Origin of the sequence: Acinetobacter sp. V91_7 (assembly GCF_031799075.1) — a bacterium.
In the GTDB taxonomy this organism is placed as follows: Bacteria; Pseudomonadota; Gammaproteobacteria; order Pseudomonadales; family Moraxellaceae; genus Acinetobacter; species Acinetobacter calcoaceticus.
Window position 1 is genome coordinate 47,065 of sequence record NZ_JAVQNT010000031.1, and the last position, 25,148, is coordinate 72,212.

Here is a 25,148-nt window from a genome sequence, read left to right on the forward strand (position 1 = left end):
GATGGTTAAAGTTCCTCTTTCATTATGACAATAGGCATGATGAAAAACGCACTCTATACCCCAACCATTATTTTAATGGCTATTGCAGCAGGCATCTGTACAGGCGGAAATTATTTTAGCCAACCACTTATTCATTCGATTAGTTTAAGCTTAAATTTAACCGAAACCACCACGGCATGGGTGCCTACTTTAGCCCAGATTACCTATGCTTGTGGCTTACTCTTTTTAATGCCATTAGGAGACATTTTAGAAAAGCGTAAACTGCTCTTCACCTTTATGTTACTGGCTGCAAGTGGATTAATTATTAGTGGTTTTTCACATAATATTTATCTGCTCTTACTAGGTACAATCATTACCGGTCTATTTTCCAGTTCAGCTCAGCTTCTATTACCTCTCGCCGCAAGTCTGGTTCCCATTCAACAAAGTGGTCGTGTTGTTGGTTTTTTACTGAGTGGTCTCATGATGGGGGTTTTACTCGCTCGCTCCCTATCAGGTCTAATGTCTACGCTTTTTGCATGGAATGTGATTTATCTGGTCAGTGGCTTTTTATTACTAGTCATCGCCATTATTTTGCACCGTAGTATTGGATTGTTCCCACCCACCAAATCTGAAAACTATGCGAAAACCATCCGCTCACTTCCACAAATTTTTATCCAAAAACGACGTTTAAGAATTAGAACTTATATTGGTGGTTTTACATTTGCCTGTGTAAGTTTAACCTTTACTACCATGTCATTACTTTTGGCTCCCGCTCCCTATTTTTTTAGTGACTTTACGATTGGGCTTTTCGGTTTTGTTGGTGTTTTAGGAACGTTCGTTGCCAATTTTTCAGGCAAATTTATTGACCAAGGGTATATCCACAAAATTTCAATTTATTGCGGCGTGGGGCTTATTCTAAGTTGGATTCTTTTTTCACTTTTACCCTACCATTTCATCTTTTATATTATTGCCTTACTCATTCTATACGCTTCACTTTCCGCAGTTCATGTCACCAATCAAAGTATTGTATTTAAGCTCAATCAAGAATTACGTTCGCGTTTTAATGCGATTTATATGACTGGTTATTTTGCAGGTGGAGCTTTAGGCACCACAGCTGGAAGCTACGCTTGGAAACATTTTGGTTGGACGGGTGTCTGTATTTTAGGCTTAATTTTTGCCGTCTTTTGTCTTTATTATTGTATCGCCGATGCAAAAGATCAGCACAACTAGCAAGCTTGTACTGATCTTAAACGAATAACTTTCAATAATTTCGTAATAAACGTTATGAGCTAAAGTTAAATTTTATAAAAGCCCTAATAAACGTCCACGAATAATATCTTCTGCATCTTTGACAATTCGGCTGACCAATTCATCACAGGTCGGAATATCATGAATTAAACTTGCAACTAACCCACATGACCATGCTCCGGCATTTACATCGCCATCTATCATGACTTTAGGATAAACCCCTGCAACCTCTTCAATAATATCTTCAAATTTAATGTTGTCGCCAAGCGCTTTTTCTTTCGCTACAATTTTTTCAACGGCCACATTATTCAGCACGCGCTCGGTGTTGCGTAAAGCTCGCATAATTAAACGGGTATCTCTTTCAGTTGCATTCAGAATTGCCTGTTTCACATTTGCGTGTACTGGGGCTTCTTGAGTTGCAATAAAACGTGTTCCCATATTAATTCCATCTGCCCCCATGGCTAAAGCTGCCGCGAGTGAACGTCCATCCGCCATCCCTCCTGAAGCAACAAATGGAATTTCTAATGCATCAGCTGCTAAAGGCAATAGAATCATATTCGGTACATCATCTTCACCAGGGTGCCCACCACACTCAAAACCATCTACAGAAACTGCATCGCATCCAATTTGCTGGGCTTTTAAGCTATGTCGAACAGATGTACATTTATGAATAACTTTAATTCCAGCAGCCTTTAAATAAGGCATGACCTGTTCAGGATTACGACCCGCTGTTTCTACAACTTTTACTCCACCCTTAATAATTGCTTCTACAAAACCCGGATAATCAGGTGTATTTACGGTAGGCAAGAAAGTTAAATTTACGCCAAAAGGTTTATCAGTCATTTCTCGACAGCGCGCAATTTCTTTTGCTAGATTTTCAGGTGTTCTTTGAGTCAGGCCAGTAATAATGCCTAATCCACCTGCATTTGAAACCGCAGCAGCAAGCTCCGCAAAACCGACATAATGCATACCGCCTTGAATAATCGGGTGCTCGATTTCAAATAATTCTGTAATTTTCGTCTTCATATTATTTCCACTCACTTTTTATATACCTAGCTTCTGATTTCCTTAGCATGTCTAGGTACTTTATTACCAATAAATCCTGTAAACATTTCTAAACTTACAAAGCTTAAAATTTCGCAATACAAAATTTTATACCACAATATAAAACAAATTAATTGATAATGGAATTTATTTTCGATAGGATCATCTTATTAATTTAAAGTTTTAATTTCAAATCTGTCTAAGAATATTTGGTTTGAATCAACAATAAAGCGAATATTTTTCAAATAGTTAAACAAAAGGAATGAATGATGCAGCAGGATGATATGAGTCAAAATAAATTGACAATAGGTGTGATTAAGCAACATTTAGATAAAAATATACTCACACTAACGATGAGCAATCCCACCAAAAAGAATGCGATTAATTATGAAATGTATTCTGCACTCAGTCAGGCATTAGATGAGTCAGCAATCAATCAAGAAGTTCATGTTGTTATACTCACAGGCGAAGGGTCTGCATTTACCAGTGGCAATGATGTAAATGCATTCGAAACACGTAATACAACCAGTACCGAACCACCCTCTTCAATTGTGTTTCTAAAAAGCTTAGCAACGTTTCCAAAGCCGATTATTGCCAAGGTAAATGGTGTGGCAATTGGCATTGGCAGCACCATGCTTTTACATTGTGACCTCGTATATGCAAGTCAAAACTCTATTTTTCAGTTTCCTTTTGTGAATCTCGGACTTGTGCCTGAAGCAGGTTCTAGTTATATCTTACCGAGATTATTAGGGTTCGCTCGAGCTTCTGAAATTATTTTACTGGGCGAGAAATTTTCGGCGCAACAAGCTAAAAATTATGGTTTAGTAAATAACGTATGCGAAGAAAACGAGCTTCATCAATTTGTTGAAGATACGGCAACCAAACTCGCAAATAAACCAAGTCAAGCTTTACAGCTCAGCAAAAAATTATTAAGAGATATGCCTATTGATGATCTATTAAATCGTATTGATCATGAGTCGACTATTTTTTCTCATTGTTTGCAAGGTGAAGAATTTAAAGAAGCCCTAAGCGCCTTCAAAGAAAAAAGAAAACCTAATTTTCATAAGCACGTCATTTGAAATACAACTTATGAAAAAGGCCAGCAATCAATATCTTTGCTGGCCTTTTTGATTTTTTAATTCAGTACAGTTAACTAATCTCAGTACGAATGTTATTCACCATATGTAAGAGACGTGGTGCAATATCTTCTTCAAGTTTTTCTCGGTTCATAATAAAACTTGGACCACCACAGTTGAACACCAGCAAACCATGTTGTTCATGAATCAGTGGAACTGCAACTGAATTCACATCTTTATGCCATTCGCCAATTGAAAAACAATATCCAAAATCTTGGTAATCTTTAAAAGCTTTGTCTAAATCACGATTAATCTTGATCCAGTCTTCTTTGTGCTTGGTACGAATCGCATCAAGCAAAAACTCTCTTTCATCTTCAGGCATTGCAGCTAAACATGCACGTCCCATCGAACTTAAATGAATGGGTAAATAAGTGCCGACCTGACGGCGCATGGTCATATTTCCTTTACCTTGTACCACGTCAAGATAAATCATATTGAGTCGATCACGTGTTGCCATTGCGACCGCAGCACCAGCATAGTCTGCCAGATTTTTCATATATGGATGAGCAATAGAACGAATCGACACGTTAGAAAGCATCGAGTAACCAAAGGCAAGAACCCCAACTGAAAGTTGAAATTTGCTCGAATTTGGGACTTGTTTGATATAACCCAAACGAGACAAAGTGTGCGTTAGACGAGTAATGGTTGGCTTAGGTAAACCCGTCATTTGTGCGAGTTCTTGGTTTCCTAAATGCTGATGTTTTGGGGTAAAACAACGTAAGAGCTCTAAACCACGGGCTAATGCAGTAATAAATTGGCGATCATTTTCATCCTGCATGTCTTGAATCGGATGTAATAATTCATGTCTCAAAGGCGCTAATAATTTTTCTGTTTGCTCTGCATCTACTGCATCATTCATATCTATACCAATCCACATTTTGTTTCGCACTGCGAAAATTATAATCTATTTTTTCTATAAATAGCAAAAAAGCAAACGTCCTAGTCTGCATCTAAAATATAACTTGATTTAAACCATTCAAGCGAAAGGCTAAATATTTTATTTTCTAATTTTAAAAATAATTTTAACCCTTCGCTTTCAGGCCAGCTTACGCAATCACGCCTTTTTTCTTAAGCTCATCTAATTTTTCCAGAGAAACGATTCGACCTAAAACCACTTGCGTATGTTCACCCAATAAAGGAGGAGCTGTTTTGTACTCAACAGGTGTTCTTGAAAGTTTGATTGGCGAGCCAATTACCTTCAATTTTTCACGTTGCGGGTGATTCATCTCGACCAACATTTCTCGGGCAAACACTTGTGGCTCTTGAAAAGCTTGTTCCAAGTTATTGATTACCCCTACCGGAACTTTAGCAGCATAAATCGCATCTACCCATTCATCTGCAGTTTTAGTTAAGAAATGGTTTGATAAAATTTCGATAATTTCATCACGGTGTTTAATTCGGTCTGCATTTCGGGCAAAACGCGCATCATTGGGTAAATCGGGTAACCCAATACTTCTACAGAGCTGAATAAACTGGGTGTCATTTCCACACGCGATAATAAAATCACGATCAGAGGCTTTGAATACTTGGTAAGGCACAATATTGGCGTGTGCATTGCCATAACGCTTAGGGATATTACCTGATGAGAGATAATTCATTCCCTGATTTGCCATAGTCGCAATTTGGACATCAAGCAAAGCCATGTCAATGTATTGTCCTAAACCCGTCACATGACGGTTAAGTAAAGCAGCTTGAATGGCTATCGTAGAATAAAGTCCTGTAGCTAAATCAGAAAAGGCCACCCCTACTTTTTGTGGACCACCGCCTGGTAAATCATCACGCTCGCCTGTGACTGACATCAGTCCGCCCATTCCCTGAATAATAAAGTCATAACCAGGTTCTTCCGCTCTCGGGCCAGTTTGACCAAAACCTGTAATCGAGCAATACACCAATTTCGGGTTAATTGCAGATAAAGACTCGTAATCTAAACCATATTTTTTCAAAGAACCCGCTTTATAGTTCTCAATCACCACATCTGTGTCTTGAATTAAAGCTTTAATCAATTCTTGACCATCTGGGCTGGCAATATCGATGGCAACCGATAGTTTATTGCGGTTTGTAGACTGATAATAAGCAGCCTCTTGAGTATCAAACCCTGAGTCATCCTTCATCCAAGGTGGTCCCCACGAACGAGTATCGTCACCGACTTTGGGTCTTTCAATTTTGATGACCTCTGCACCTAAATCGGCCAGCGTCTGTCCACACCAAGGCCCAGCCAATACCCGACTTAAGTCAAGCACCCGAATTCCATTTAAAGCACCCATCTTCATCCCACTCTATCTGGTGATTCATTTCCTATAGGAAAATTTATCCATTTAAAATTTCGCATAGCGATATATATTTTTAATATACACACCTCATTTTAAAAATCAAACTTTAATTTTCCACTAAAAATGATGAATTTTTATAAGAAAATATAGCTTAAATAAATCAATAAATTAGCCAATCAAATACTAACAACAATATATCGCATTGCGAAATTAATTTTCAAAATATATTGTTTTGCGTTCATCCTTTGATTACTATCGCTTCAAATATTGATGATTTTACGAACATCGAATTGATGTTCTTAGCATGTAGTAAAAGGATGAGACTATGATTCGAGATCAGGAAACCTTAGATCAACTTGTTGATATGATTCGACAATTTGTTGAAGGTGTATTAATTCCTCATGAGAATGAAGTCGCTGAAACGGATGAAATTCCTCAAGATATTATTGAGCAAATGAAAGCGCTGGGCTTATTCGGTTTAACCATTCCAGAAGAGTACGAAGGCCTTGGACTTACAATGGAAGAAGAAGTCTATGTTGCTTTTGAATTAGGGCGTACTTCTCCTGCTTTTCGCTCTCTTATTGGTACCAATAATGGCATTGGTTCAAGTGGTCTCATTATTGACGGTACTGAAACTCAAAAATCATTTTTCTTGCCACGTTTAGCTCGCGGTGAAGTAATCAGTTCTTTTTGCTTAACTGAACCAGATGCTGGTTCTGATGCTGCATCTTTAAAGACTAGTGCAGTAAAAGATGGCGACTTTTATATTTTAAATGGCACCAAACGCTTTATTACCAATGCCCCTCATGCTGGCGTATTTACAGTAATGGCACGCACAAGTTCTGATATTAAGGGTGCTGGTGGTATTTCTGCTTTTATTGTCGACAGCCAAACCCCAGGTATTTCTCTTGGCAAACACGATAAAAAAATGGGGCAAAAAGGCGCTCACACTTGTGATGTGATTTTTGAAAATTGCCGTATTCCTGCTTCAGCACTCATTGGTGGAGTTGAAGGCGTTGGTTTTAAAACCGCCATGAAAGTGCTGGATAAAGGCCGTTTGCATATCGCGGCTTTAAGTGTTGGGGCCGCGACAAGAATGCTAGACGACTCTTTAAAGTACGCCATCGAACGTAAACAATTTGGGCAACCCATTGCCGAATTCCAACTTATTCAAGCCATGCTTGCTGACTCAAAAGCCGAGATTTATGCAGCCAGATGCATGGTGTTAGACGCCGCACGCCTACGTGATGCAGGACAAAACGTAAGTACCGAGGCCTCATGCTCAAAAATGTTTGCAACCGAAATGTGTGGTCGAGTCGCTGATCGCTGCGTACAAATTCACGGCGGTGCGGGCTATATCAGTGAATATGCGATTGAACGTTTTTATCGAGATGTTCGCTTGTTCCGCCTCTATGAAGGGACCACTCAAATTCAACAAGTGATTATTGCCCGAAACATGATTCGCGCTGCGTCTTAATCAAATTTTAAGCACTTTAAAAACGACTTGAAGTGCTTTCAATCAAATGTAGGTAATGGATTATGGCTACAAATTACAAAGAAGGTCTTTCACGTATACAACCCCATACTTGGAAAATAGCATTTATTTTTGCATTTCTAGCACTATTGGTTGATGGTGCAGATTTGATGCTGCTGTCTTATAGCTTAAATAGTATTAAGGCAGATTTTGGATTAAGTTCGGTACAAGCCGGCATGCTCGGTAGTTTTACTTTAGCAGGTATGGCTGTTGGTGGAATTTTTGGTGGTTGGGCATGCGATAAATTTGGTCGCGTCCGCATTGTTGTTATTTCTATTTTAATTTTCTCACTCCTCACCTGTGGCTTAGGTTTTACTCAGAGCTTTCTTCAATTCGGTATTTTAAGATTTTTTGCATCACTTGGACTTGGCTCGCTCTACATTGCGTGTAATACATTGATGGCCGAATATGTCCCGACACGTTACCGCACAACCGTACTCGGAACTTTACAAGCGGGTTGGACGGTTGGATATATTGTTGCAACATTACTTGCAGGTTGGATTATTCCAGATCATGGCTGGCGCATGCTGTTTTACGTTGCGATTATTCCCGTCATTATTGCCGTTTTAATGCATATTTTCGTACCAGAACCACAAGCATGGCAACAATCCCGTTTACAACAACCTGTTGCGGCTCAAAACGCATCGAAAACTTCGGCGTTTAAACTTATTTTCCAAGATAAACAGAACCGTAATATGTTTATCCTTTGGGCATTAACCGCAGGTTTCTTACAGTTTGGCTACTATGGCGTAAATAACTGGATGCCTTCTTACCTAGAAAGTGAGTTAGGTATGAAGTTTAAAGAAATGACTGCCTATATGGTCGGTACTTATACCGCCATGATTTTAGGTAAAGTACTTGCCGGCATGATGGCAGATAAACTAGGTCGTCGTTTTACCTATGCCTTTGGTGCGATTGGTACTGCTATTTTCTTACCACTTATTGTTTTTTATAACTCTCCAAGCAATATTTTATATTTACTCGTTACCTTCGGTTTCTTATACGGTATTCCTTACGGCGTAAATGCAACCTATATGACTGAAAGTTTTGCGACAGCCATCCGCGGTACAGCAATTGGCGGTGCTTATAATGTTGGTCGTCTTGGAGCAGCCCTTGCACCTGCCACAATTGGCTTCTTAGCATCTGGTGGTTCTATTGGTTTAGGTTTTGTTGTAATGGGCGCTGCCTATCTGATTTGTGGTGTAATCCCCACCCTATTCATTAAAGAAAAATTATATGACCCTCAAAAGTCATAAGAAGATCTATCACATAGGTCATATGCCTATCTGGTTGATGGTGCTAACGATCGAAACATGTGTTTTAAATCGTTAGCCGGAAATAAGGAATTTACTACTCAAAGTTATTCCTTATTTCCACATATGTAGAGTTTATTACTCTTCATTTTAATTTTTTAGGTAAGCTTAGCTCCCAAGGGAGCTAAGCTTAAAAAGATATATTTACCTAAACATTTGTTTAAGGTCGTTCACCCTGTCCCAAGCGGCGTTCAATATCATCTAAAACATTTGGCAAGTCAGCGACACTATCAATCACATAATGAGCGCCCGACGCATTCATTTTTTGGTATGCCTTATCTTTTAGGATAATCTGTTCATCAGCCGATAGCGAACTCCACTCTTCATAGCTTAAACCGACTTCATTACCACTAATCGCAAGTCCTACTGTCCAGCACCCTGCGTTTAAACCTTCGTCAATACCCACCACGGTATCATCTACTTTTACAACAGTTTTGATGTCAGAAACATCGAGTTGAATTAAGTTTTTCCATAACATTTCAGGATATGGACGACCAAATTTCACGTCACTTGCCGTAACGATACAGTCCGGTCGATAACCCTGATCGGCAGCATCTTTGACCAAACGACCAATCATCATAGATGCATAACCCGTGTTACTCCCAATTTTTGCACCACGCTTTTTAATATTTTCAAACGTTTCTAATGCGCCCGGAATTAAAGCAGAACATGTTGGAATCGATTTTAATTGATAAGGAATAAAATCTTTATATAAACGATCAATATCTGCTTCAGTTGCCGCCTGACCATATACTTTTTGCCATGCAGTAGCTACACGTGGCATTTTTAAAACAGCAGCAATATGCTCACGTTTTTCTAAACCCATTGGGGCACGCGCTTCTTCGACCGTAATTTCAATTTTATTGTCTTTAAATAAAGCCATAAAAGCCAAAATCGGTGCGCGTGATCCAAAATCAACAGTTGTACCAGCCCAGTCAAAAACCACAGCCTGAATTTGTGTATTGTTGGTCGTCATGGTGTATTCCCTTTAATTCAAATGTTTTAATAAAAGTTATGCTGTTACAGCTTGATTTAGATGGTTTTCACAGTAGCTGGCAATCGCAGCAAGGAGTCCTTCAATGTCATGAATATAAACTTCGCCAATATTGCCAATACGGAAGCAGTTAAGGTCGGTAACTTTGCCCGGATAAATCACGTAGCCTGATTTTTTCAAAGTTTCGTAAAATGACTGAAAGCTAAATGTTTCAACTGTCGGGTAAAGGAATGTCGTGATAATTGGTGATTGGGGTGCTTGATTGCCTAATACCAATTCAAAACCAAGCTCTTGCATACCTTGAGATAAGGTTTGCTGGTTTTGTAAATAACGTTGATAACGTGCAGCTACTCCGCCCTCTGCCTCAAGCTCAAGCAATGCTTGATAAAAAGCACGTACCACATGGGTTGGCGAGGTAAAACGCCATTTACCGTTATACTGCTCCATCGTGTTCCACTGATCATACAAATCGAGGCTGACCGAACGAGCCAAGCCTTTACATGCTTCTAGGCAATCACGCTTTGCCAAAATAAAGCCAAAGCCCGGAACACCTTGAATACATTTATTTGCACTTGAAATCAGAAAATCAATTTCAAGCTCAGCCATATCCATTGGTACACCACCAAATGAACTCATGGCATCTACAATCCAGATTTTTCCTGCTGCTTTAACCAAACGACCAATGTCTTGAATTGGGTTTAAAATTCCTGTGGTGGTTTCACAATGCACACAAGCAACGTGGCTAATGGTTTTATCTTCTAAAACACGCTCAATCTCTTGTAAATCTGGTGTCTGGGTTTCTAAATAATTCAGCTCTACAACTTCAATATTTAGGCAGTGTGCCATTTGCACCATACGTGCACCGTATGCGCCGTTATTAATAATTAAGATTTTGCCATCACACGGAATAGCTGAACCAAGCACAGACTCCACTGCAAAACTACCACTGCCTTGCATTAACACAGCCGTATATTTTTCAGGTTGGCTGGTTGCCAAGTTGACCAGTCGATTACGAATATCTTGTACCAGCGAGTTGTATTCTTGGTCCCAAGTACACCAGTCTTTTTGCATGGCACGACGTACTGTTGCCGATGTTGATAATGGTCCTGGAGTAAGAAGCAAATACTTGTTCTCTAAATCCATATCGAGTTGGGTTTGCATGTTCATAATGTTACTCATTTCTTTTGCGTTAATTTCAATATACACCAATCTGGTTTAAACCAGATGACAAACTAGTAAATATTTTGTTCTAATACTTCTTTCATAAATCCGGCCCCTGTGGTCATGCCTTTGCCAGCAATCGCACTCACCAGAAAGATATTTTTTTCGGCTTCAGTGACACAGGCCAACTCATGTTCATGGGTTAGGTAATAACCATTCCAACGTTTTTGAATTGGAGGTAAAGTCAGCCCTAGTTTTTCGTGGCAGTACGTTTGAATAAACTCATTAATCTCTTCACGCTGCTCGAACTGAGGCGCTTCATTAATTGAATGGTATTCGTGACTATCGCCCACGATCAGTTCGCCAAATTCGTTTTGTTTAATCAGAATATGAATACCGAATTCTTTAATGAAACCCTGTTGTGATGCTTTAACTAGCTCATGATGACTTGGGCAAATTTCAAAAGCTGGATAACGTGAAATAGATAAGCCTGAATAAAGAGAAGCATTTAATTTTTGGTGAAACTGTTGAGTCAGGGCCATTTGTAAGCCACAACGTTTCAGATTTAAACTTTGTAAGAGATCTGGATATAAAACATCGATGATTTCACCGTGGCAGATCAAAACTTTATTTGCCCGATAAGTCTCACCACTTGCCAAGCGAACCTGACAACTTTCCTGCTGATATTGGGTTTGAACAACACAGGCATTAGTATAAATCTCTACGCCTTTTCTTTCGGCATATGCCAATAGTCGCTGCCCAACCACATGCGGTTCGACCGAATAATCTTCTTCAAAAACCAAACCACCTTGAAACTGCTGCTCGGGGTTTAAATAAGAAAATTGGGTGACCAGCTCATCATGACTTCGTAAATGCACAGGTATTTGATAGTTACTTGCACGCTCGGCAAACTCATTTAAAACCTGCCATTCAAGTGCAGTGTTTGCCAGATATACACCTTGTCTTTGAGCAAATGAAATATCAGTTTCAGCCTGAATGCGTTGATAAAAAGAACGCGTTTCAAGCGCGTACTTTCGCCACTGTTGCTCTGGATGGGTTAAGGTCGATGTTCCGACCATACCGAAATTACGACGAGTTGCGCCCACAGGTTGAGCATTTTTCTCAAAGATACAGACTTTTAAACCTTGTTCTTGCGCCTGTATGGCAGCGGATAAACCTAAAATACCGGCGCCGACAACAATTAAATCAAACTTTGCGTTATTCATAAGACTTCCAATTTGCGAAATTTAAGATGAACAAACCCTTGCCTTGTTGAACAAAGCGTTTCGTTTCAGTCGGTTAAAGAAAAATTGTGTTTAGCTAAAACTTAGTGAGAACTTTCACGCCATTGCTGACTTCTTGCCATAATTTTTCTGGTAAATAACCAGTGAATGAGTTTTACAACGCATGAGGTCGTCAAAATCAAAATGCTCATCGCAACAGCAGCAACCGTGTCTCCCGCATCATCCATATTTAAAACAGCTACCGCAGCTAAACTTGTGTCTGGTGAATAGAGGAAAATGGCAGCCGACACAGTGGTCATTGCATTCACAAAAACATAGACCGACACATCGCATAGCGCTGGAAAACACATGGGCAAATAGACTTTCCAAAAGGTTTTCCACTTCGATGTTCCTAAAGTTTCTGCTGCCTGATCGAGCTGTAAAGGAATCTGTTTAATGGCATTGGTTAAAGTGAGGTGTGGCACGGTGTAATAATGCACAATGGTTGAAATCACCAAAATGGTCATGGTTCCATACAGCACATTTAACGGGTTACTTTGCTGGTTAAAAAACAAAATATAAGCAATACCTAGAACCAACCCTGGTACAGCAAGGGGGAATAAAACCAAAGCTTGGACATAATTTTTAATAAGTGGATGTGCCTTAAAACGTTCGGTTAATAGTGCCACCATAAAAATCAGTGCTGTTCCAAAAACCGTACTAAAGAGTGCCATGCGAACCGAGTTAAAGTACGCTGCCCAACCGCCGCCATCGACATATTCAAAACTGTAATGTGCTAAGGTCAAAGACAAATCATAAGGCCAAGACTGAATGAATGAAGCCAGCACTGCCGTAAAGATAATTAGTAAAATCGCACCTGAAACCAAACCACAAAATAAGCTCAGAACGACTTCAAGTTTTTTGTTCGATGCTGAGATATAAGGTTTAGCCTGAAAAGCTTGAAAACGTGCATGGCGTTTGCTTTGAATACGATCGAAAATGAACACGAACACTGCTGGTAACAACAATAAGATGGAAATTACCGCACCCATGCTCATGTTTTGCTGACCAATAATCTGCTTATAGACATCAAGCGCTATCATGTTAAATGAACCACCAATGACTTTTGGAATACCAAAATCGGTCAACACATAAATAAAGGCCACCAGACTTGCGCTGATGAGTCCATATCGAATTGAAGGTAGTGTGACGTGATAATGCGTCTTCCAGATATTTTTACCCAGCGACAAAGATGCCTCAATTAAACGCTGATCGACACTGCGAAAAGACACCATCATCAGCATCAAAATTGCTGGAAATAGCCAAAAGCAGTAACTGATTAAAATACCGATTGGACCATAAATTTGTATATCGCCCAGCAAAGGTTTAAACACACCTTGCTTACCGAACAAATAAACCAATGCCAAAGAAGGCAAAAGTGACGGCGCTAAAATGGGTAAAAAAGCGACCACTTTAAAGAAGCCTTTGCCTTTTATATTTACATTGGTGAGGGCAAAAGCATAAATACTGGCAAGAAATACTGTAATGACAGTAGCAACACAAGCAACCCACGCCGAATTAAATACAGAGCTGAGTAAAGCTGGACTTGCAAAATAGTTATAAAAATTTCCCAGACCAACAAAATTTTGATTTTCATCAAAAAATGCTGTTTCAAACAGCATCATTAAAGGAGCAATAATCGCTAAAGTCAAAGCGATTGCGACCGTAGCCAAAGCAATATTTGATCTTAATGAATATTCAGTTTTTCGACGCGGCTGTGCTTTTAAAACCGCTGAAGCAGTTTCATTTAACATAGTGCATACCCTTGTTCGTCAAAGACATGAATGAGCTGATTAGGCACTTTTATAAACATGAGTTCTTGCAAAGATTTGAACTTGGTATTTTCAATTTCAATTTGCAAAAGGTGTTTTGCCTGCTCAATTCCATCAATATGAATAGTGCAAAACAAACGGCGTTTTGCGCCTAAAAATTCAGTGCTTAATACTTTAACTGGCAAATACAACGACTCTTTATCATTACCAAAATCATCAACCAACTCGACAGCTTCCGGTCTGAAACCAATGCTGTAGTTTTGCCCTGCTTTAAGTTTTTGCTGCTCCAATTTTAAAGGAATAAAACCTAAAACCTCGAGCTGATTAACTACCGAACAAGTGGCGGTCAAAAAGTTCATCGTACCAATAAACTTAGCAACGAATTGGGTTTGTGGCTTGTAGTAAATATTGTGCGGTGTATCAATTTGCTCAATAACACCATGATTCATGACTACAACACGGTCAGAAATGCTTAATGCTTCTTCTTGATCGTGTGTAACCATAATGGTTGGCAAATTAAGCTGCGATTGAATAGAACGGATCTTTTGTCTTAGGTTTAGACGTACCTGAGCATCGAGTGCAGACAATGGTTCATCCAACAGTAAAATATCAGGCTTCGGCGCAATTGCCCGAGCAAGCGCAACACGTTGCTGCTGCCCGCCCGACAATTGGTTGGGATATTTTTTAGCAATATCGGGTAATTCAATCAGTTCTAATAATTGCTGAACTCGTTGACTACGCTGTGCCTTATCCCATTTCTTTTTGTCTAAGCCAAAAGCGATATTTTCTTCCACATTTAAGTTTGGAAATAACGCATAGTTCTGAAACACAATGCCGCAGTGACGCTTTTCAGCACTGAGCAACGTAATGTCTGCGCCCTTTTTTATGACTTTTCCATAATCAGGTTTTTCTAGACCCGCAATTATGCGTAGCAATGTGGTTTTACCGCATCCAGAAGGCCCTAAAAAGCTCACGAACTCGCCAGCTTTAAGGTCTAAATTAATATGCGTTAGGGCCTGAAAGTGTTGGAACTTTTTTTGGATATCCACCACTTCTAAAACTGAGGGGCCATGTTCAGGATATTTATAGGTCGTTAATGTCGACAATAAATGCCCTGCTAACTCGGCCTTTTGGTTTTGACCTAGCAGCGATGACTGCAATGACGAAGGAATTTGCATAATGAGGCCCTTATCCAAAAGATCACTTTTCAAAACGCTTTGACCATTCAGCCAAAATACGTTCACGCTGCTCGGCCGCCCAATAAAAATCATTTTTCACGAGCATTTGAGGAAGATTTTTCGGGAAGTCCATAATGGTATTTTCAATGCCTTTGTAGGCCACCATTGAAAAGTTATGTGCATAAGCTTCGTTTGCCACTTTGCTTACCGACCAATTTATAAATTTTTGTGCGCTATTTAATTTCTTGGTTCCTTTCACAATTGCTGAGGCTTCCATTTCCCAGCCTAAACCTTCAGTTGGATAAACCACTTCTAAAGGTGCACCCTCTACTTTTAATTTAAATGCCGGATAGCCGAAAGAAATTCCAATTGGGATTTCACCCTGTGCTGCCATCTTGCAAGGTTTTGAACCCGAATGAGGATATTGTGAAATGTTTTTATCTAAAGCTTGCATATAGTCCCATGCCTGCTTTTCGCCCCAAATTTGCATCCAAGCCGTGACATCTAAATAGCCTGTACCACTCGAAGCTGGATTTGGCATCACAATCAGGTTTTTATAAATGGGGTTGGTTAAATCTTTCCAAGTTTTTGGAATCGGTAACTTACGCTTTTCTAATTCGACTTTATTTACACAGATTGCAGATTCCCATGCATCCATACCCGTCCAAGTCGGTACAGGTTTTTGACTTACAAATTCTGGTTTTAAATTTTGCACACCTTCAGGTTTGAAAGGCTCAAGCATGTCTTTCTTTTCCATGACCAGTAAGCTGGTTAAAGCCACACCAAAAACCACATCCGCTTGAGGATTCTTCTGCTCTGCCAAAAGTTTAGCGGTGATCACACCTGTTGAATCTCGTACCCATTTTACTTTGAGTTCAGGATAGGCTTTGTGTAATTCTTCTTGGTATTGCTTAAGTTGGTCGGCTTCCACTGCCGTATAGACTGTAATTTCTTCTGATTGTTTTGATGTTGCTGATGAACATCCCATTTGAATAGCGACCACTACACCTAAAACTGATGCAGTGCCAAGTTTAATTGTCTGTTGAACATACTGTTTCATCTGCAAACCATCGAATGCAATTATTTGATGATCGTATTTCAACAGGTTTATATGACAGTTTAATTAATCTGGTTTAAACCAGATTGTATTTTTATGCTCGCGCTTCGAAATGCAAATCTAAAACATCGTGTAGCCAATATTCTTGGTCAACATCGGTAATCATGCCCTCTTCATTTCTGTTGCTACGACGAATATATAAACCCAGTGCGCCAACATTCACATGCAGTGCTTTAGCCTGCTGTTCCGATAAAGCCGTTGGATAGAGGTTAATGTCGGCTCTGGTGATATGGCAGTTATATTGATTTGCCATCAGTAAAGTAATGGATTGCTTGAGATCATGAGTTAAAAACTCGGGAAAAATCTCGGCGTTCACCCGTAAATGCTCAACCAAAACAGGTCGTCCATTAATACAACGACGTCGCCAAACCGAATAAATCGGATGCCCTTTTTCAACTTTTAAATGCTTAGCATCCCAAGAAGTGGCCTGAGTCAGCTCACTTGAAATCACTTCTGTCGAAGGTTCATAGCCTTGTTCAATCACAAACTGATTAAAGTTTTTTGTAGATTGCGGGTGGTAAATAATACGAGGCGAACGAACATACCAACCACGGCGATCTAAGCGATAAATCAGACCATCAGTTTCCAAAGCCAGTAAAGCTTCACGCGCAGCTACTCGAGTGGTTTGGAATTGTTCAGAAAGCACCCTTTCCGAAGGGAGTTTTGCGTGGGCTTCTAATACACCAGATTCAATGTCATGGGCAATTGCATCGCGGATAGGAATATATTTAGGTATGCGTGCTTGGTCCTGTTCCATACAAACTTAGAATTTATAAATAAAGAAATTAATAGCAATATACTGAAAAAATGTGACAAAAGCTTTTATTAATGCTGATCTTTTAAGCAAAACAATCTCTTAAGCTATTACGTCCCACTTAAGTTTTTATATAAAAAAGAGCATTTGCATGCCCTTTTTATTTCTTATCTAGCCCTTAACTTACGTGCTTAAAACTATCAATCTGCTTAATCTCATAAGGCAAACCGACATAGTTTTCAGCCAATGTTGTTCTACCTGCAATCGAGCCAAGCACATAACTTAGTTCGGCTTGTTTAATCTTATGATCAAACTCACTTTCAGTTTCAAAGCGATGTAATAAATGAGTCATCCACCAAGAAAAACGCTCTGCTTTCCATACACGTTGTAGGCATTTCTCTGAGTATTCATTTATACCCTGCTCGGAACCTTCGGCATAATATTCAACAAGCGCGCTTGATAAATAAGCAATATCGGAAGCCGCGAGATTTAGGCCTTTTGCTCCTGTCGGTGGAACAATATGTGCAGCATCACCCGCTAAGAATAGTTTTCCGAAACGCATTGGCTCAGTCACAAAACTACGTAACGGCGCAATACTTTTTTCAATAGAGGCCCCAGTTACTAGCTTTTCACGGCTTTCAGGATCTAGGCGGTTTTTTAACTCATCCCAAAACTTTTCATCCGACCAGTCTTCTACCTGATCTGTTAAAGGGACTTGTAAATAATAACGGCTACGCGTTTCAGAACGCATACTGCATAAAGCAAATCCACGTTCTGACTGTACGTAAATCAACTCATCGGCTACAGGTGGAACATCTGCCAACACACCTAACCAGCCAAACGGATAAACCTTTTCAAAGGTTTTAATTTTATCTTCAGGCACGCTGGCACGGCAGACACCATGGTAGCCATCACAACCTGCTATAAAGTCACACTCAATTTGAAAAGCTTTACCTTGGTACTCAAACTCAACTTTTGGTGCAGTGTAAAAATCTTTAACCTGTACATTTTGAGCTTCATAAAATGAAGTCAGCTGCTCTGCTTCACGCGCAGTCATCAAGTCTTTGGTGACTTCGGTCTGACCATATACGGTCACTTGTTTTCCACCTGTTAGTGCCGCCAAATCAACCCGATGTTTTACACCATTGGTTAAGATTTCAATGCCTGAATGCGGCAATCCTTTGTCTTTTAAATTTTGGTCAACGCCTGCTTGTTTAAGTAAGTCGACCGAAACTTGCTCTAAAATTCCTGCACGAATCCGTGAAGCCACATATTCAGCACTACGTTGCTCAACAATAATATGGTCGATGCCAGCTTTATATAAAAGTTGCCCAAGCAATAACCCTGCTGGTCCAGAACCAATAATTGCAACCTGTGTCTTTAAAATATCCATAACTTCATCCTTGTTTCATCCTGACTTTTAAATTACTGGCTTTAAGTTTTGTGCACTATGTATCCAAGACGAAAATAACCGTTTATCATTTAGTTTGTCCGAATAGCGGACAGAAACAACCAAAATAACAGGAATGAAAGGATGCCTTCTCTCGATGCTTTTTTAGAGCACCCAAACTCGCATGAGAAAATTCGTCAAGAAGACTACATTGCAGGGTTAGCAAAAGGCTTAGCTTTACTGGAAGCTTTTGGAACAGATCGGCAACGTCTTAATGTGACTCAAGTGGCTGAGCGAACCGGTATTAGTCGTACAGCGGCAAGGCGTTATCTGAAAACTTTAAAATACTTAGGCTATTTAGAAACAGATGAACATTACTTTTGGCTCACCCATCGCGTGCTGCGCTTTTCGAGTTCTTATTTAAGCTCTGCGCATCTGCCTAAAGTTGCTCAATCATTTTTAAATCTTTTGTGTGCGCAGACGTCTCTCACTTTTTCGATTGTAGTTCTGGACGATAACGAAGTCGTGCCGATTGCCCGTAGTTATTTACCGCAGCAAGATAATTTACGCGTAAGCCCTTATGGCATGCATTTAGGAAATCGACTCCCTGCCCATGCAACTTCCACAGGTAAAGTGTTACTTGCGGCACTGTCTGAAGAAGCTCAGCACACATGGGTCAAAACTTACGGTTTAAAACGCTTAACCCCATTTACCGTTGTAGATGAGTCAAAGTTTTTTGAAGTGCTTAAGGGCATTTCATTATCGGATTATTGTCTTTCTAAAGAAGAACATGAGCTTGGCGTGATTGCGATTGCCGTACCCGTTTTTAATGCACAAGGTCAAGTCGTGGCAGCACTTAACTGCATGTCTCAAACTAACCGTGTACAAGAAGATTATTTGGTTCAGCAAATTTTGCCATTGCTACGTAACACGGCAAATGAACTTAGAAATGTTATTTAAATAGACATAGAAACTCTTGTCATCAATTAGAGGTACAAGAGTTTCAGCTCATGATTTTAAATGGCGAAGTCTTTAACTCGCTGGTTTGCCAGAACTCATGAAAGAACGAATACGAGCCAATTGAGCAGCTAAACAATATTGAAAAAATTACTTACAGCAATTTTAGGCATTGATCTGTTGATGAAGATTTTGTTCTATAGACATGGCTTTTTGCCAGCTTTCTAAGCTTTCTAGACTTTTTACATATTGCTCAATATTGAGATATTTTGATCGAATATTTAAAGAATTAATTAGACCATAGACTACGAAACCAATCATAAAATCTGCACCCGTTAAGCAATTGTCTACTAAGAATTTTTTGCCTACTAATTGTTGATCTAAATATGAAAATACTTTATCCAACTCAGCATGCGCATATTGATCTAAGAACTTTAATTGAGTGCCATTTTTTAACTCAACCGAATTAAAAATATTTAATAAATATGGAACCATAGCCGAACTTTCTGAAAAATGAATCCATTGTAAATAATCAAGATAACTGTCTGAATCTTTCGCGGGCATAAGTTGAGGAGCAAACTTTTCAATCAAAATTTCTACAATGGCACCTGATTCAGCAATTACTTTTCCATCGAGCTCAATCACAGGTGATTTTCCTAAAGGATGAATATTTTTTAATTCTTGAGGTGCAAGATTTGTAGTTTTATCTCGGAAATAACTTTTTAATTCATAAGGTTGATTAATTTCTTCAAGTAACCACAGAATGCGAAATGAGCGTGAAGCATTTAAATGATGAAGAATAATAGACATTAATTTTCTCTTTTAAACTAGAAGGCCAACAAAGTGAGGCCTCACTATATAGACCTATAGACGACCGGTCTAATATTTTTTGTTATCAGCTCAGTATTTGTCTGATTAAGTAATAAAGTAAATGTGTTAAAAACAAAAAAAACATCCGTAGATATGGTGACAAACGGCTTTTAAATTTATCGACTGTCTAGCGCATTCTGAGGCCTCAAATTACATCAACTACCTAAACTACGCAAAAAACAATCCAGTACCTTTTCCCGCTCAATTGCCCCATCTGAACTTAAAAGCTGAATAATTGCCCCTTCAATCATATATAAAAATAGCTTTGCATCCTGAAAAGTTGCATCGGTTTTAAGTGCTCTAAGCTGGCTATAGATTTCATTGATTAGCCACGTTCGATATTTAATTGCGACTTGATAGGCTTTTGGATAGGTCAGTTTTGTTTCAAAAATGGCTTTAAATAATAGATAGTAAAGCCCCTCTAAATCGGTATGTAAAAGATAAAGTGCCTTGAGTTTATCTCTAGCGCTTGGGTGGCTGGTGTACTCAGCAATTGAAACCACTTTTTCTTTTAGACGCTCTTTTTGCACGATCAAACAGATTTCAATAAATCGCTCTTTAGAGTGAAAGTAGTTATAAAAAGTCGCTTTTGGAATCTTTGACTCTTTCAGAATTCTGTCGATCCCAACGGCATGAAACCCGTAATGGTGAAATAGATTAATTGACTTATTTATGACTTGTATGGCACGAGTTGGGAGAACTAACTTTGGCATAGGTTTACCGTTATAAATTCTTGTTGTTTCTAAACGAGATACTTTTTTGGGAGAAAAAAAGGCACAGCAAAGCCCGTTAAGACTGTGCGTGGCACATCTCAAGTTTTATTGTTGATTAAGTTTTTTTGAGCCGTAATGACTTAAAGCCTGAAAACCTTAGGGCAATCAAGCTGCTTTAATTTTTTAAGCTGTGTCGTTATAGCTTTTGGCAAAGACTGCCAAGAAATAATGAATGTGCAAAACCAACTCCTTTTTATTGGGAGTTCTGCCAGACATTAATAGGAATTATGGTGGCAGAACGAGAAAGGGTTCGCGGACTGGTACAACAACCAGCACACCCGAAGGTGTCCCTCTCCCGTCCTACCGCTACGGGAGGAGACGAGGAGCTTACACGCAAAACTATCCCTCAGAAAGGAATAATTCTGATGCTGTTGTATACGGTCCGCGACGACCGACTGGCAATGTAGGCCAGCAGGCAAAGAATAGTGCCCAACCCTTTTGCAGTCAAGCACGCAAAATGACATTTGTTTTAAATTAAATCGTTAAAAAAGTAAGGCTAAATAATGAAAGGGTTATTATTAAGTGGAGGTTATAAAATATTTAGAGTGATTTTATATTTCTTAGATTTTTAAAAGAATAAATACTACTTACTAACATATAAATTTGATCAATGGTTGTTAATTAGCCACGAATAATATTTAACATCTTATAGTAATTTATCCAACACTAATGGTTCGACTCTATTTTATAGAGCCGTATTAAAAATAGGCCACTAGATTTTAATGGCCCACTCTAAAATAATTATGGTTCTGTTGTTTGATTATGGATACTTAGCGAAGTAGCAGCCTTGATGGCTTCACTCATTAACTCTTTGACAGCGCCTTGGTCTAAATGTCCTGCTCCTGCTTCCATACAGATATGAAATAAAGCCACATTCAAGAAAGAAGTATTAACATTATCACGACCACTAAGTTTAGTAAGGCTTTCGATAGTTTTTAATGTTTGAGTAAGTTCCGCTCCGCTCAACTTTCCTGTCAGTTCACCAAGCTTGGCTGTTAAAGCATTTTCTACACTACGAGATTTCGCTACATCTGCGTTAACAATACAAGCGGATGGCACTCCTAGTCCATTTGTTGGATTTTTAAATACATATGCAGCATTACTGTCAGTTGTCCAAGCGTAAATTTTATCTGGTTGCTTTTGGCTTTCCACTGGATTCAATGACACAAAGCTTATAGATGGCTTATTAGGCCCATATTTAAGTTCCCAAAAAGATGTACAGCCTGATGTCGCAGCGATCGCGATAATGCAAAATAGCTCACCAAATAATTTCCTATTTAAAGTATTTAATTGATACATAAGAAATATCCTTATATAACGTCAATTATTACAAACTCTTAAATAAAGAATTGTAATTATTGAGAACACTTTTTAAGCTGATTAATACCGCCAAACTCTTTTAATACAACAGCACCTTTTTGTTGAATGTTGTTGTACCAAGTCTGAGTTTCAGCTATTGGTGGCACTACAGTCTGAGGAAAGACAACTGTCAGCACTGGGTCTTCAATACGAGATTTAGCTCGACTCACTTCATTGCGTATTTTAATGGGGTTACTTCCTAAATCCTCATGTAACTTAATTGATGCTTCACCTAATCCACCTCCATCTCCAAAGACACCGAATGCATATTTATTTGTTTTCGCACGATAAACTAAAGCTACTGTTCCTGGTTTTATACTGTATTTCTTAACGAATTGTGAATTAAGTACAACATAAGGAATTTTTGTAGCGTCAACAAAACGTCGTTGAGTTTCTTTTGGTGTATTAGGAATCGTTACCGACGTTTGGCTTATATAGGCTTTTTTAGGAAATGGATCACCATCTTGTTGAATTAATGGCTTATTTTTTTTATCAGTCATAAAACCAAATATAGCTACTTGGCTATAATCATTGGTTTTCTGCGCACGTGCCCACGCAGCGTTACATTTTTCTTGCCAATTATTTGGATTTGATTTTGGTGTAATTCTTTTTCCATTCTCTAGAGCAACTACACCATCACATGTATAAGATAGCCCTTTTCCATCAACAAAATAAGAATTGGGTGCACCATCAGCATCGATATTCAATACGCTTGACTTGAATAGAACTGCACTACCGACACTCCAAGGTTGCCCAGAACCAGACGAATTACCACAGGTCATGTCTTTTGCCGTAGCAAGTGTTGATAAACAAGTAATCGTAATTATCACAAAACTTTTATTCATTTATATGTACTCCATATATTTATTATAAAATACTCATATGCCCCCTTATCTTTATTCTTTTTTAAATTATATACCCATAAAACTAAAACAATTAAAAAAAATTAATATAAAAAAACTATTAAAAATTTTAAATTCCAAAAGACTAATTAAATTAACTAAAAAACCACCACATTAAAATCTAAGAAACAAACAAGATCTAACTTATCCCTTATAGATTATTAAGATTCGTGAAAATAGCCATTAAACACTATCTTGTTTAATCTGATAGTTTGAAGAACTAAAGTCCTTATAGCTAAGGCGGTCTTCTATTTCTAATGTTAAAAGCTGAACTTCTTGCATTGAATTTAAATATCGCTGTGCAAGTTTAATTCAGGCTCGCCCTGCTTAATGTTTAAAATGAGATGGGGCACCCCGTCCCCATCCGATTATTTAGCACTCAATGGCATTAACAGCGAGGCCACCTTTTGAAGTTTCTTTATATTTCTCAGACATATCTCTGCCTGTTTCTTTCATGGTCTGAATAACTTTATCGAGCGTCACAAAATGCTCCCCCTCATCATGAAGTGCCATTTGTGCAGCATTAATGGCTTTTACAGCAGCAATTGCATTGCGCTCAATGCAAGGCACCTGAACCAAGCCACCAATCGGGTCACACGTTAAACCTAAGTTATGTTCAAGCCCAATTTCAGCTGCATGTTCCACTTGTTCAGGTGATGCACCTAAAATCTCGGCTAAACCAGCCGAAGCCATCGCACAAGCTGAGCCTACTTCGCCCTGACATCCCACTTCTGCACCAGAAATAGATGCATTGAGCTTACATAAAATGCCGACTGCTGCTGCACTCAAAAAGAAACGAACCACTTTGTCTTCGGAAAAATCTTTAGAAAAAGTCACGTAGTAATATAAGACCGCTGGAATGATTCCAGCTGCACCATTTGTGGGTGCAGTCACTACTCGGCCGCCAGCAGCATTTTCTTCATTTACCGCTAAAGCAAATAAATTGACCCACTCCATGGCATGAAAAGTCGTCACAATCAGGTTTGAGTTTTTCTTATTTAATAACTTATCGTGAATTTTTTTAGCCCGACGTTTTACATTTAATCCGCCCGGTAATATTCCTTCATTAATTAATCCATTATGAATGCACTGCTGCATCACTTTCCAGATATCCATAATTTTAGCGCGAATGTCACTTTCACTACGCCAACTTTTCTCATTTTCAAGCATTAACTCACTAACTGATAAATGATGAGTTTTACATAAGCTTAAAAGTTCAGCCGCACTATGAAATGGATATGGAACCTTAATTTCACCAGTCTCAGACTGGGTTTGTGTTAATTGCGTTTGGCTAACAATAAAACCGCCACCAATCGAGTAATACGTTTCAGCATATAAAATTTCTTTCGCCTCGTTATAAGCAATCAGTTCCATTGCATTTGGGTGATGAGACAAAGATTCATCTAAAAAAAGCAAATCACACTTATAGTCAAAAGAAATACTCTTTTGTTGATCGAGCTGGATGGCTTTATTTTCAAGAACATCTTCAATCAAACTTGTACTTACTTGAGTATCGATATGTTCAGGGTCAAAACCCATTAATCCTAAAAGAATAGCCTTATCTGTCGCATGACCAACACCAGTTGCTGCAAGCGAACCATATAACTTAATCTGAACTCGAAACGTCGTCTGGAGATCATTTTGCTTAACTAAATCGTCCACAAAACTACAAGCTGCTCGCATTGGTCCAACCGTATGGGAGCTAGATGGGCCTACACCAATTTTAAAAAGATCAAATACACTTATAAACACAGGGTCCTACCTTCAATTCATTATTATTCGTTTGTTCGTCGTTATTGTGTCCTTTCGGATAACTCTAAAATTATCATTAAGCTGTCCATAAAGCACTGAAAATAAATGGGTCATTGCCTAAAAACAACACAATCAATTTCTAATTCAATATTTTCCAAAAATGGAATTTTCCATTAATTTAAATGGTAAATTACTCAACAAATATTTAAGAATTGTTCTTTTTAACAAATAAAATAGCGGACCTTTCCCAATTTTTTATAAAAAATATTTGGTTTTCAAGCTATTGACTTGAAATTTAAATTATTTAAATAAAATTAAAAACAATAACTTACCCAATATTTAGATCATTCTTTGCCAATAAA

At 38.7% G+C, this 25,148-nt stretch carries 21 protein-coding genes and 1 pseudogene; 5 read left to right on the top strand and 17 right to left on the bottom strand.

Going from position 1 to position 25,148, the window contains the following annotated elements; genetic code table 11:
• The first annotated feature begins 36 nt into the window (after positions 1–36).
• Positions 37–1,209 (top strand): MFS transporter, encoded by a 1,173-nt coding sequence (locus tag RMB03_RS06660; RefSeq protein ID WP_311074818.1) that lies wholly within the window; start codon positions 37–39, stop codon positions 1,207–1,209.
• 72 nt (positions 1,210–1,281) lie between these two features.
• On the opposite strand, the gene RMB03_RS06665 is transcribed toward RMB03_RS06660, so the two are convergent.
• On the bottom strand, positions 1,282–2,253 hold the full coding sequence (locus tag RMB03_RS06665) for a nitronate monooxygenase family protein (protein ID WP_004642382.1): 972 nt from the start codon (positions 2,251–2,253) through the stop codon (positions 1,282–1,284).
• Positions 2,254–2,540: 287 nt separating this feature from the next.
• Here RMB03_RS06665 and RMB03_RS06670 point away from each other — a divergent pair, with 287 nt between their 5' ends.
• Positions 2,541–3,350, top strand: a complete 810-nt coding sequence (locus RMB03_RS06670) for an enoyl-CoA hydratase (RefSeq protein WP_231763391.1) — start codon at positions 2,541–2,543, stop codon at positions 3,348–3,350.
• A gap of 70 nt (positions 3,351–3,420) precedes the next feature.
• Here the strand turns inward: RMB03_RS06670 and RMB03_RS06675 are convergent, their stop codons facing one another.
• Positions 3,421–4,266, bottom strand: coding sequence for an IclR family transcriptional regulator (locus tag RMB03_RS06675; RefSeq protein WP_017389939.1), 846 nt, complete (start codon positions 4,264–4,266; stop codon positions 3,421–3,423).
• 187 nt (positions 4,267–4,453) lie between these two features.
• The gene (locus RMB03_RS06680) at positions 4,454–5,671 is read right to left on the bottom strand and encodes a CaiB/BaiF CoA-transferase family protein (RefSeq protein ID WP_311074821.1); all 1,218 of its coding nucleotides are present in this window, start codon (positions 5,669–5,671) and stop codon (positions 4,454–4,456) included.
• A 331-nt stretch (positions 5,672–6,002) separates the two neighbouring features.
• Between RMB03_RS06680 and RMB03_RS06685 the strand changes: the two genes are divergently transcribed.
• On the top strand, positions 6,003–7,154 hold the full coding sequence (locus RMB03_RS06685) for an acyl-CoA dehydrogenase family protein (RefSeq protein ID WP_311074823.1): 1,152 nt from the start codon (positions 6,003–6,005) through the stop codon (positions 7,152–7,154).
• 62 nt (positions 7,155–7,216) lie between these two features.
• Entirely contained in the window at positions 7,217–8,467 is a 1,251-nt protein-coding gene (locus RMB03_RS06690) for an MFS transporter (RefSeq protein ID WP_311074825.1), read from the top strand.
• A 217-nt stretch (positions 8,468–8,684) separates the two neighbouring features.
• Here the strand turns inward: RMB03_RS06690 and phnX are convergent, their stop codons facing one another.
• From phnX to pobA, 8 genes are all read right to left on the bottom strand, one after another.
• Entirely contained in the window at positions 8,685–9,500 is an 816-nt protein-coding gene (phnX, locus tag RMB03_RS06695; protein WP_311074826.1) for a phosphonoacetaldehyde hydrolase, read from the bottom strand.
• 36 nt (positions 9,501–9,536) lie between these two features.
• Positions 9,537–10,724: a 2-aminoethylphosphonate--pyruvate transaminase gene (gene phnW, locus RMB03_RS06700; protein WP_311075403.1), complete on the bottom strand. Its 1,188-nt coding sequence runs from the start codon at positions 10,722–10,724 to the stop codon at positions 9,537–9,539.
• 26 nt (positions 10,725–10,750) lie between these two features.
• Entirely contained in the window at positions 10,751–11,905 is a 1,155-nt protein-coding gene (locus RMB03_RS06705) for a TIGR03364 family FAD-dependent oxidoreductase (protein WP_311074829.1), read from the bottom strand.
• Between the two features lie 101 nt (positions 11,906–12,006).
• Positions 12,007–13,716, bottom strand: coding sequence for a putative 2-aminoethylphosphonate ABC transporter permease subunit (locus tag RMB03_RS06710; RefSeq protein WP_311074831.1), 1,710 nt, complete (start codon positions 13,714–13,716; stop codon positions 12,007–12,009).
• Positions 13,710–14,912 carry an ATP-binding cassette domain-containing protein gene (locus tag RMB03_RS06715; protein WP_311074833.1) on the bottom strand — a complete coding sequence of 401 codons (1,203 nt, stop codon included), beginning with the start codon at positions 14,910–14,912 and terminating at the stop codon, positions 13,710–13,712. The genes RMB03_RS06710 and RMB03_RS06715 overlap by 7 nt, the downstream gene beginning before the upstream one ends.
• A gap of 22 nt (positions 14,913–14,934) precedes the next feature.
• On the bottom strand, positions 14,935–15,972 hold the full coding sequence (locus tag RMB03_RS06720) for a putative 2-aminoethylphosphonate ABC transporter substrate-binding protein (protein WP_311074835.1): 1,038 nt from the start codon (positions 15,970–15,972) through the stop codon (positions 14,935–14,937).
• Between the two features lie 91 nt (positions 15,973–16,063).
• Complete coding sequence (locus RMB03_RS06725) at positions 16,064–16,786, bottom strand: UTRA domain-containing protein (RefSeq protein ID WP_311074837.1); 723 nt, start codon at positions 16,784–16,786, stop codon at positions 16,064–16,066.
• 175 nt (positions 16,787–16,961) lie between these two features.
• Positions 16,962–18,176 carry a 4-hydroxybenzoate 3-monooxygenase gene (gene pobA, locus RMB03_RS06730; RefSeq protein ID WP_311074839.1) on the bottom strand — a complete coding sequence of 405 codons (1,215 nt, stop codon included), beginning with the start codon at positions 18,174–18,176 and terminating at the stop codon, positions 16,962–16,964.
• Between the two features lie 141 nt (positions 18,177–18,317).
• Here pobA and pobR point away from each other — a divergent pair, with 141 nt between their 5' ends.
• Entirely contained in the window at positions 18,318–19,133 is an 816-nt protein-coding gene (pobR, locus tag RMB03_RS06735; protein WP_311074840.1) for an IclR family transcriptional regulator PobR, read from the top strand.
• 162 nt (positions 19,134–19,295) lie between these two features.
• Here the strand turns inward: pobR and RMB03_RS06740 are convergent, their stop codons facing one another.
• The 6 genes and pseudogenes from RMB03_RS06740 to RMB03_RS06765 all read right to left on the bottom strand — a co-directional run bounded on the left by RMB03_RS06740 (position 19,296) and on the right by RMB03_RS06765 (position 24,786).
• Positions 19,296–19,940: a glutathione S-transferase gene (locus tag RMB03_RS06740; protein WP_311074843.1), complete on the bottom strand. Its 645-nt coding sequence runs from the start codon at positions 19,938–19,940 to the stop codon at positions 19,296–19,298.
• 215 nt (positions 19,941–20,155) lie between these two features.
• Positions 20,156–20,713 carry a TetR/AcrR family transcriptional regulator gene (locus RMB03_RS06745; protein WP_311074845.1) on the bottom strand — a complete coding sequence of 186 codons (558 nt, stop codon included), beginning with the start codon at positions 20,711–20,713 and terminating at the stop codon, positions 20,156–20,158.
• Between the two features lie 801 nt (positions 20,714–21,514).
• Positions 21,515–22,072: a hypothetical protein gene (locus tag RMB03_RS06750; protein WP_311074847.1), complete on the bottom strand. Its 558-nt coding sequence runs from the start codon at positions 22,070–22,072 to the stop codon at positions 21,515–21,517.
• A 56-nt stretch (positions 22,073–22,128) separates the two neighbouring features.
• Positions 22,129–22,962 carry a glycoside hydrolase family 75 protein gene (locus RMB03_RS06755; RefSeq protein WP_311074849.1) on the bottom strand — a complete coding sequence of 278 codons (834 nt, stop codon included), beginning with the start codon at positions 22,960–22,962 and terminating at the stop codon, positions 22,129–22,131.
• A gap of 255 nt (positions 22,963–23,217) precedes the next feature.
• Positions 23,218–23,346 (bottom strand): annotated as a pseudogene (locus RMB03_RS06760) (gamma carbonic anhydrase family protein); the annotation flags it as partial.
• Between the two features lie 60 nt (positions 23,347–23,406).
• A complete protein-coding gene (locus RMB03_RS06765; RefSeq protein WP_311074851.1) occupies positions 23,407–24,786 on the bottom strand; it encodes an L-serine ammonia-lyase in 1,380 nt (459 codons plus the stop codon).
• Between the last annotated feature and the right edge of the window lie 362 nt (positions 24,787–25,148).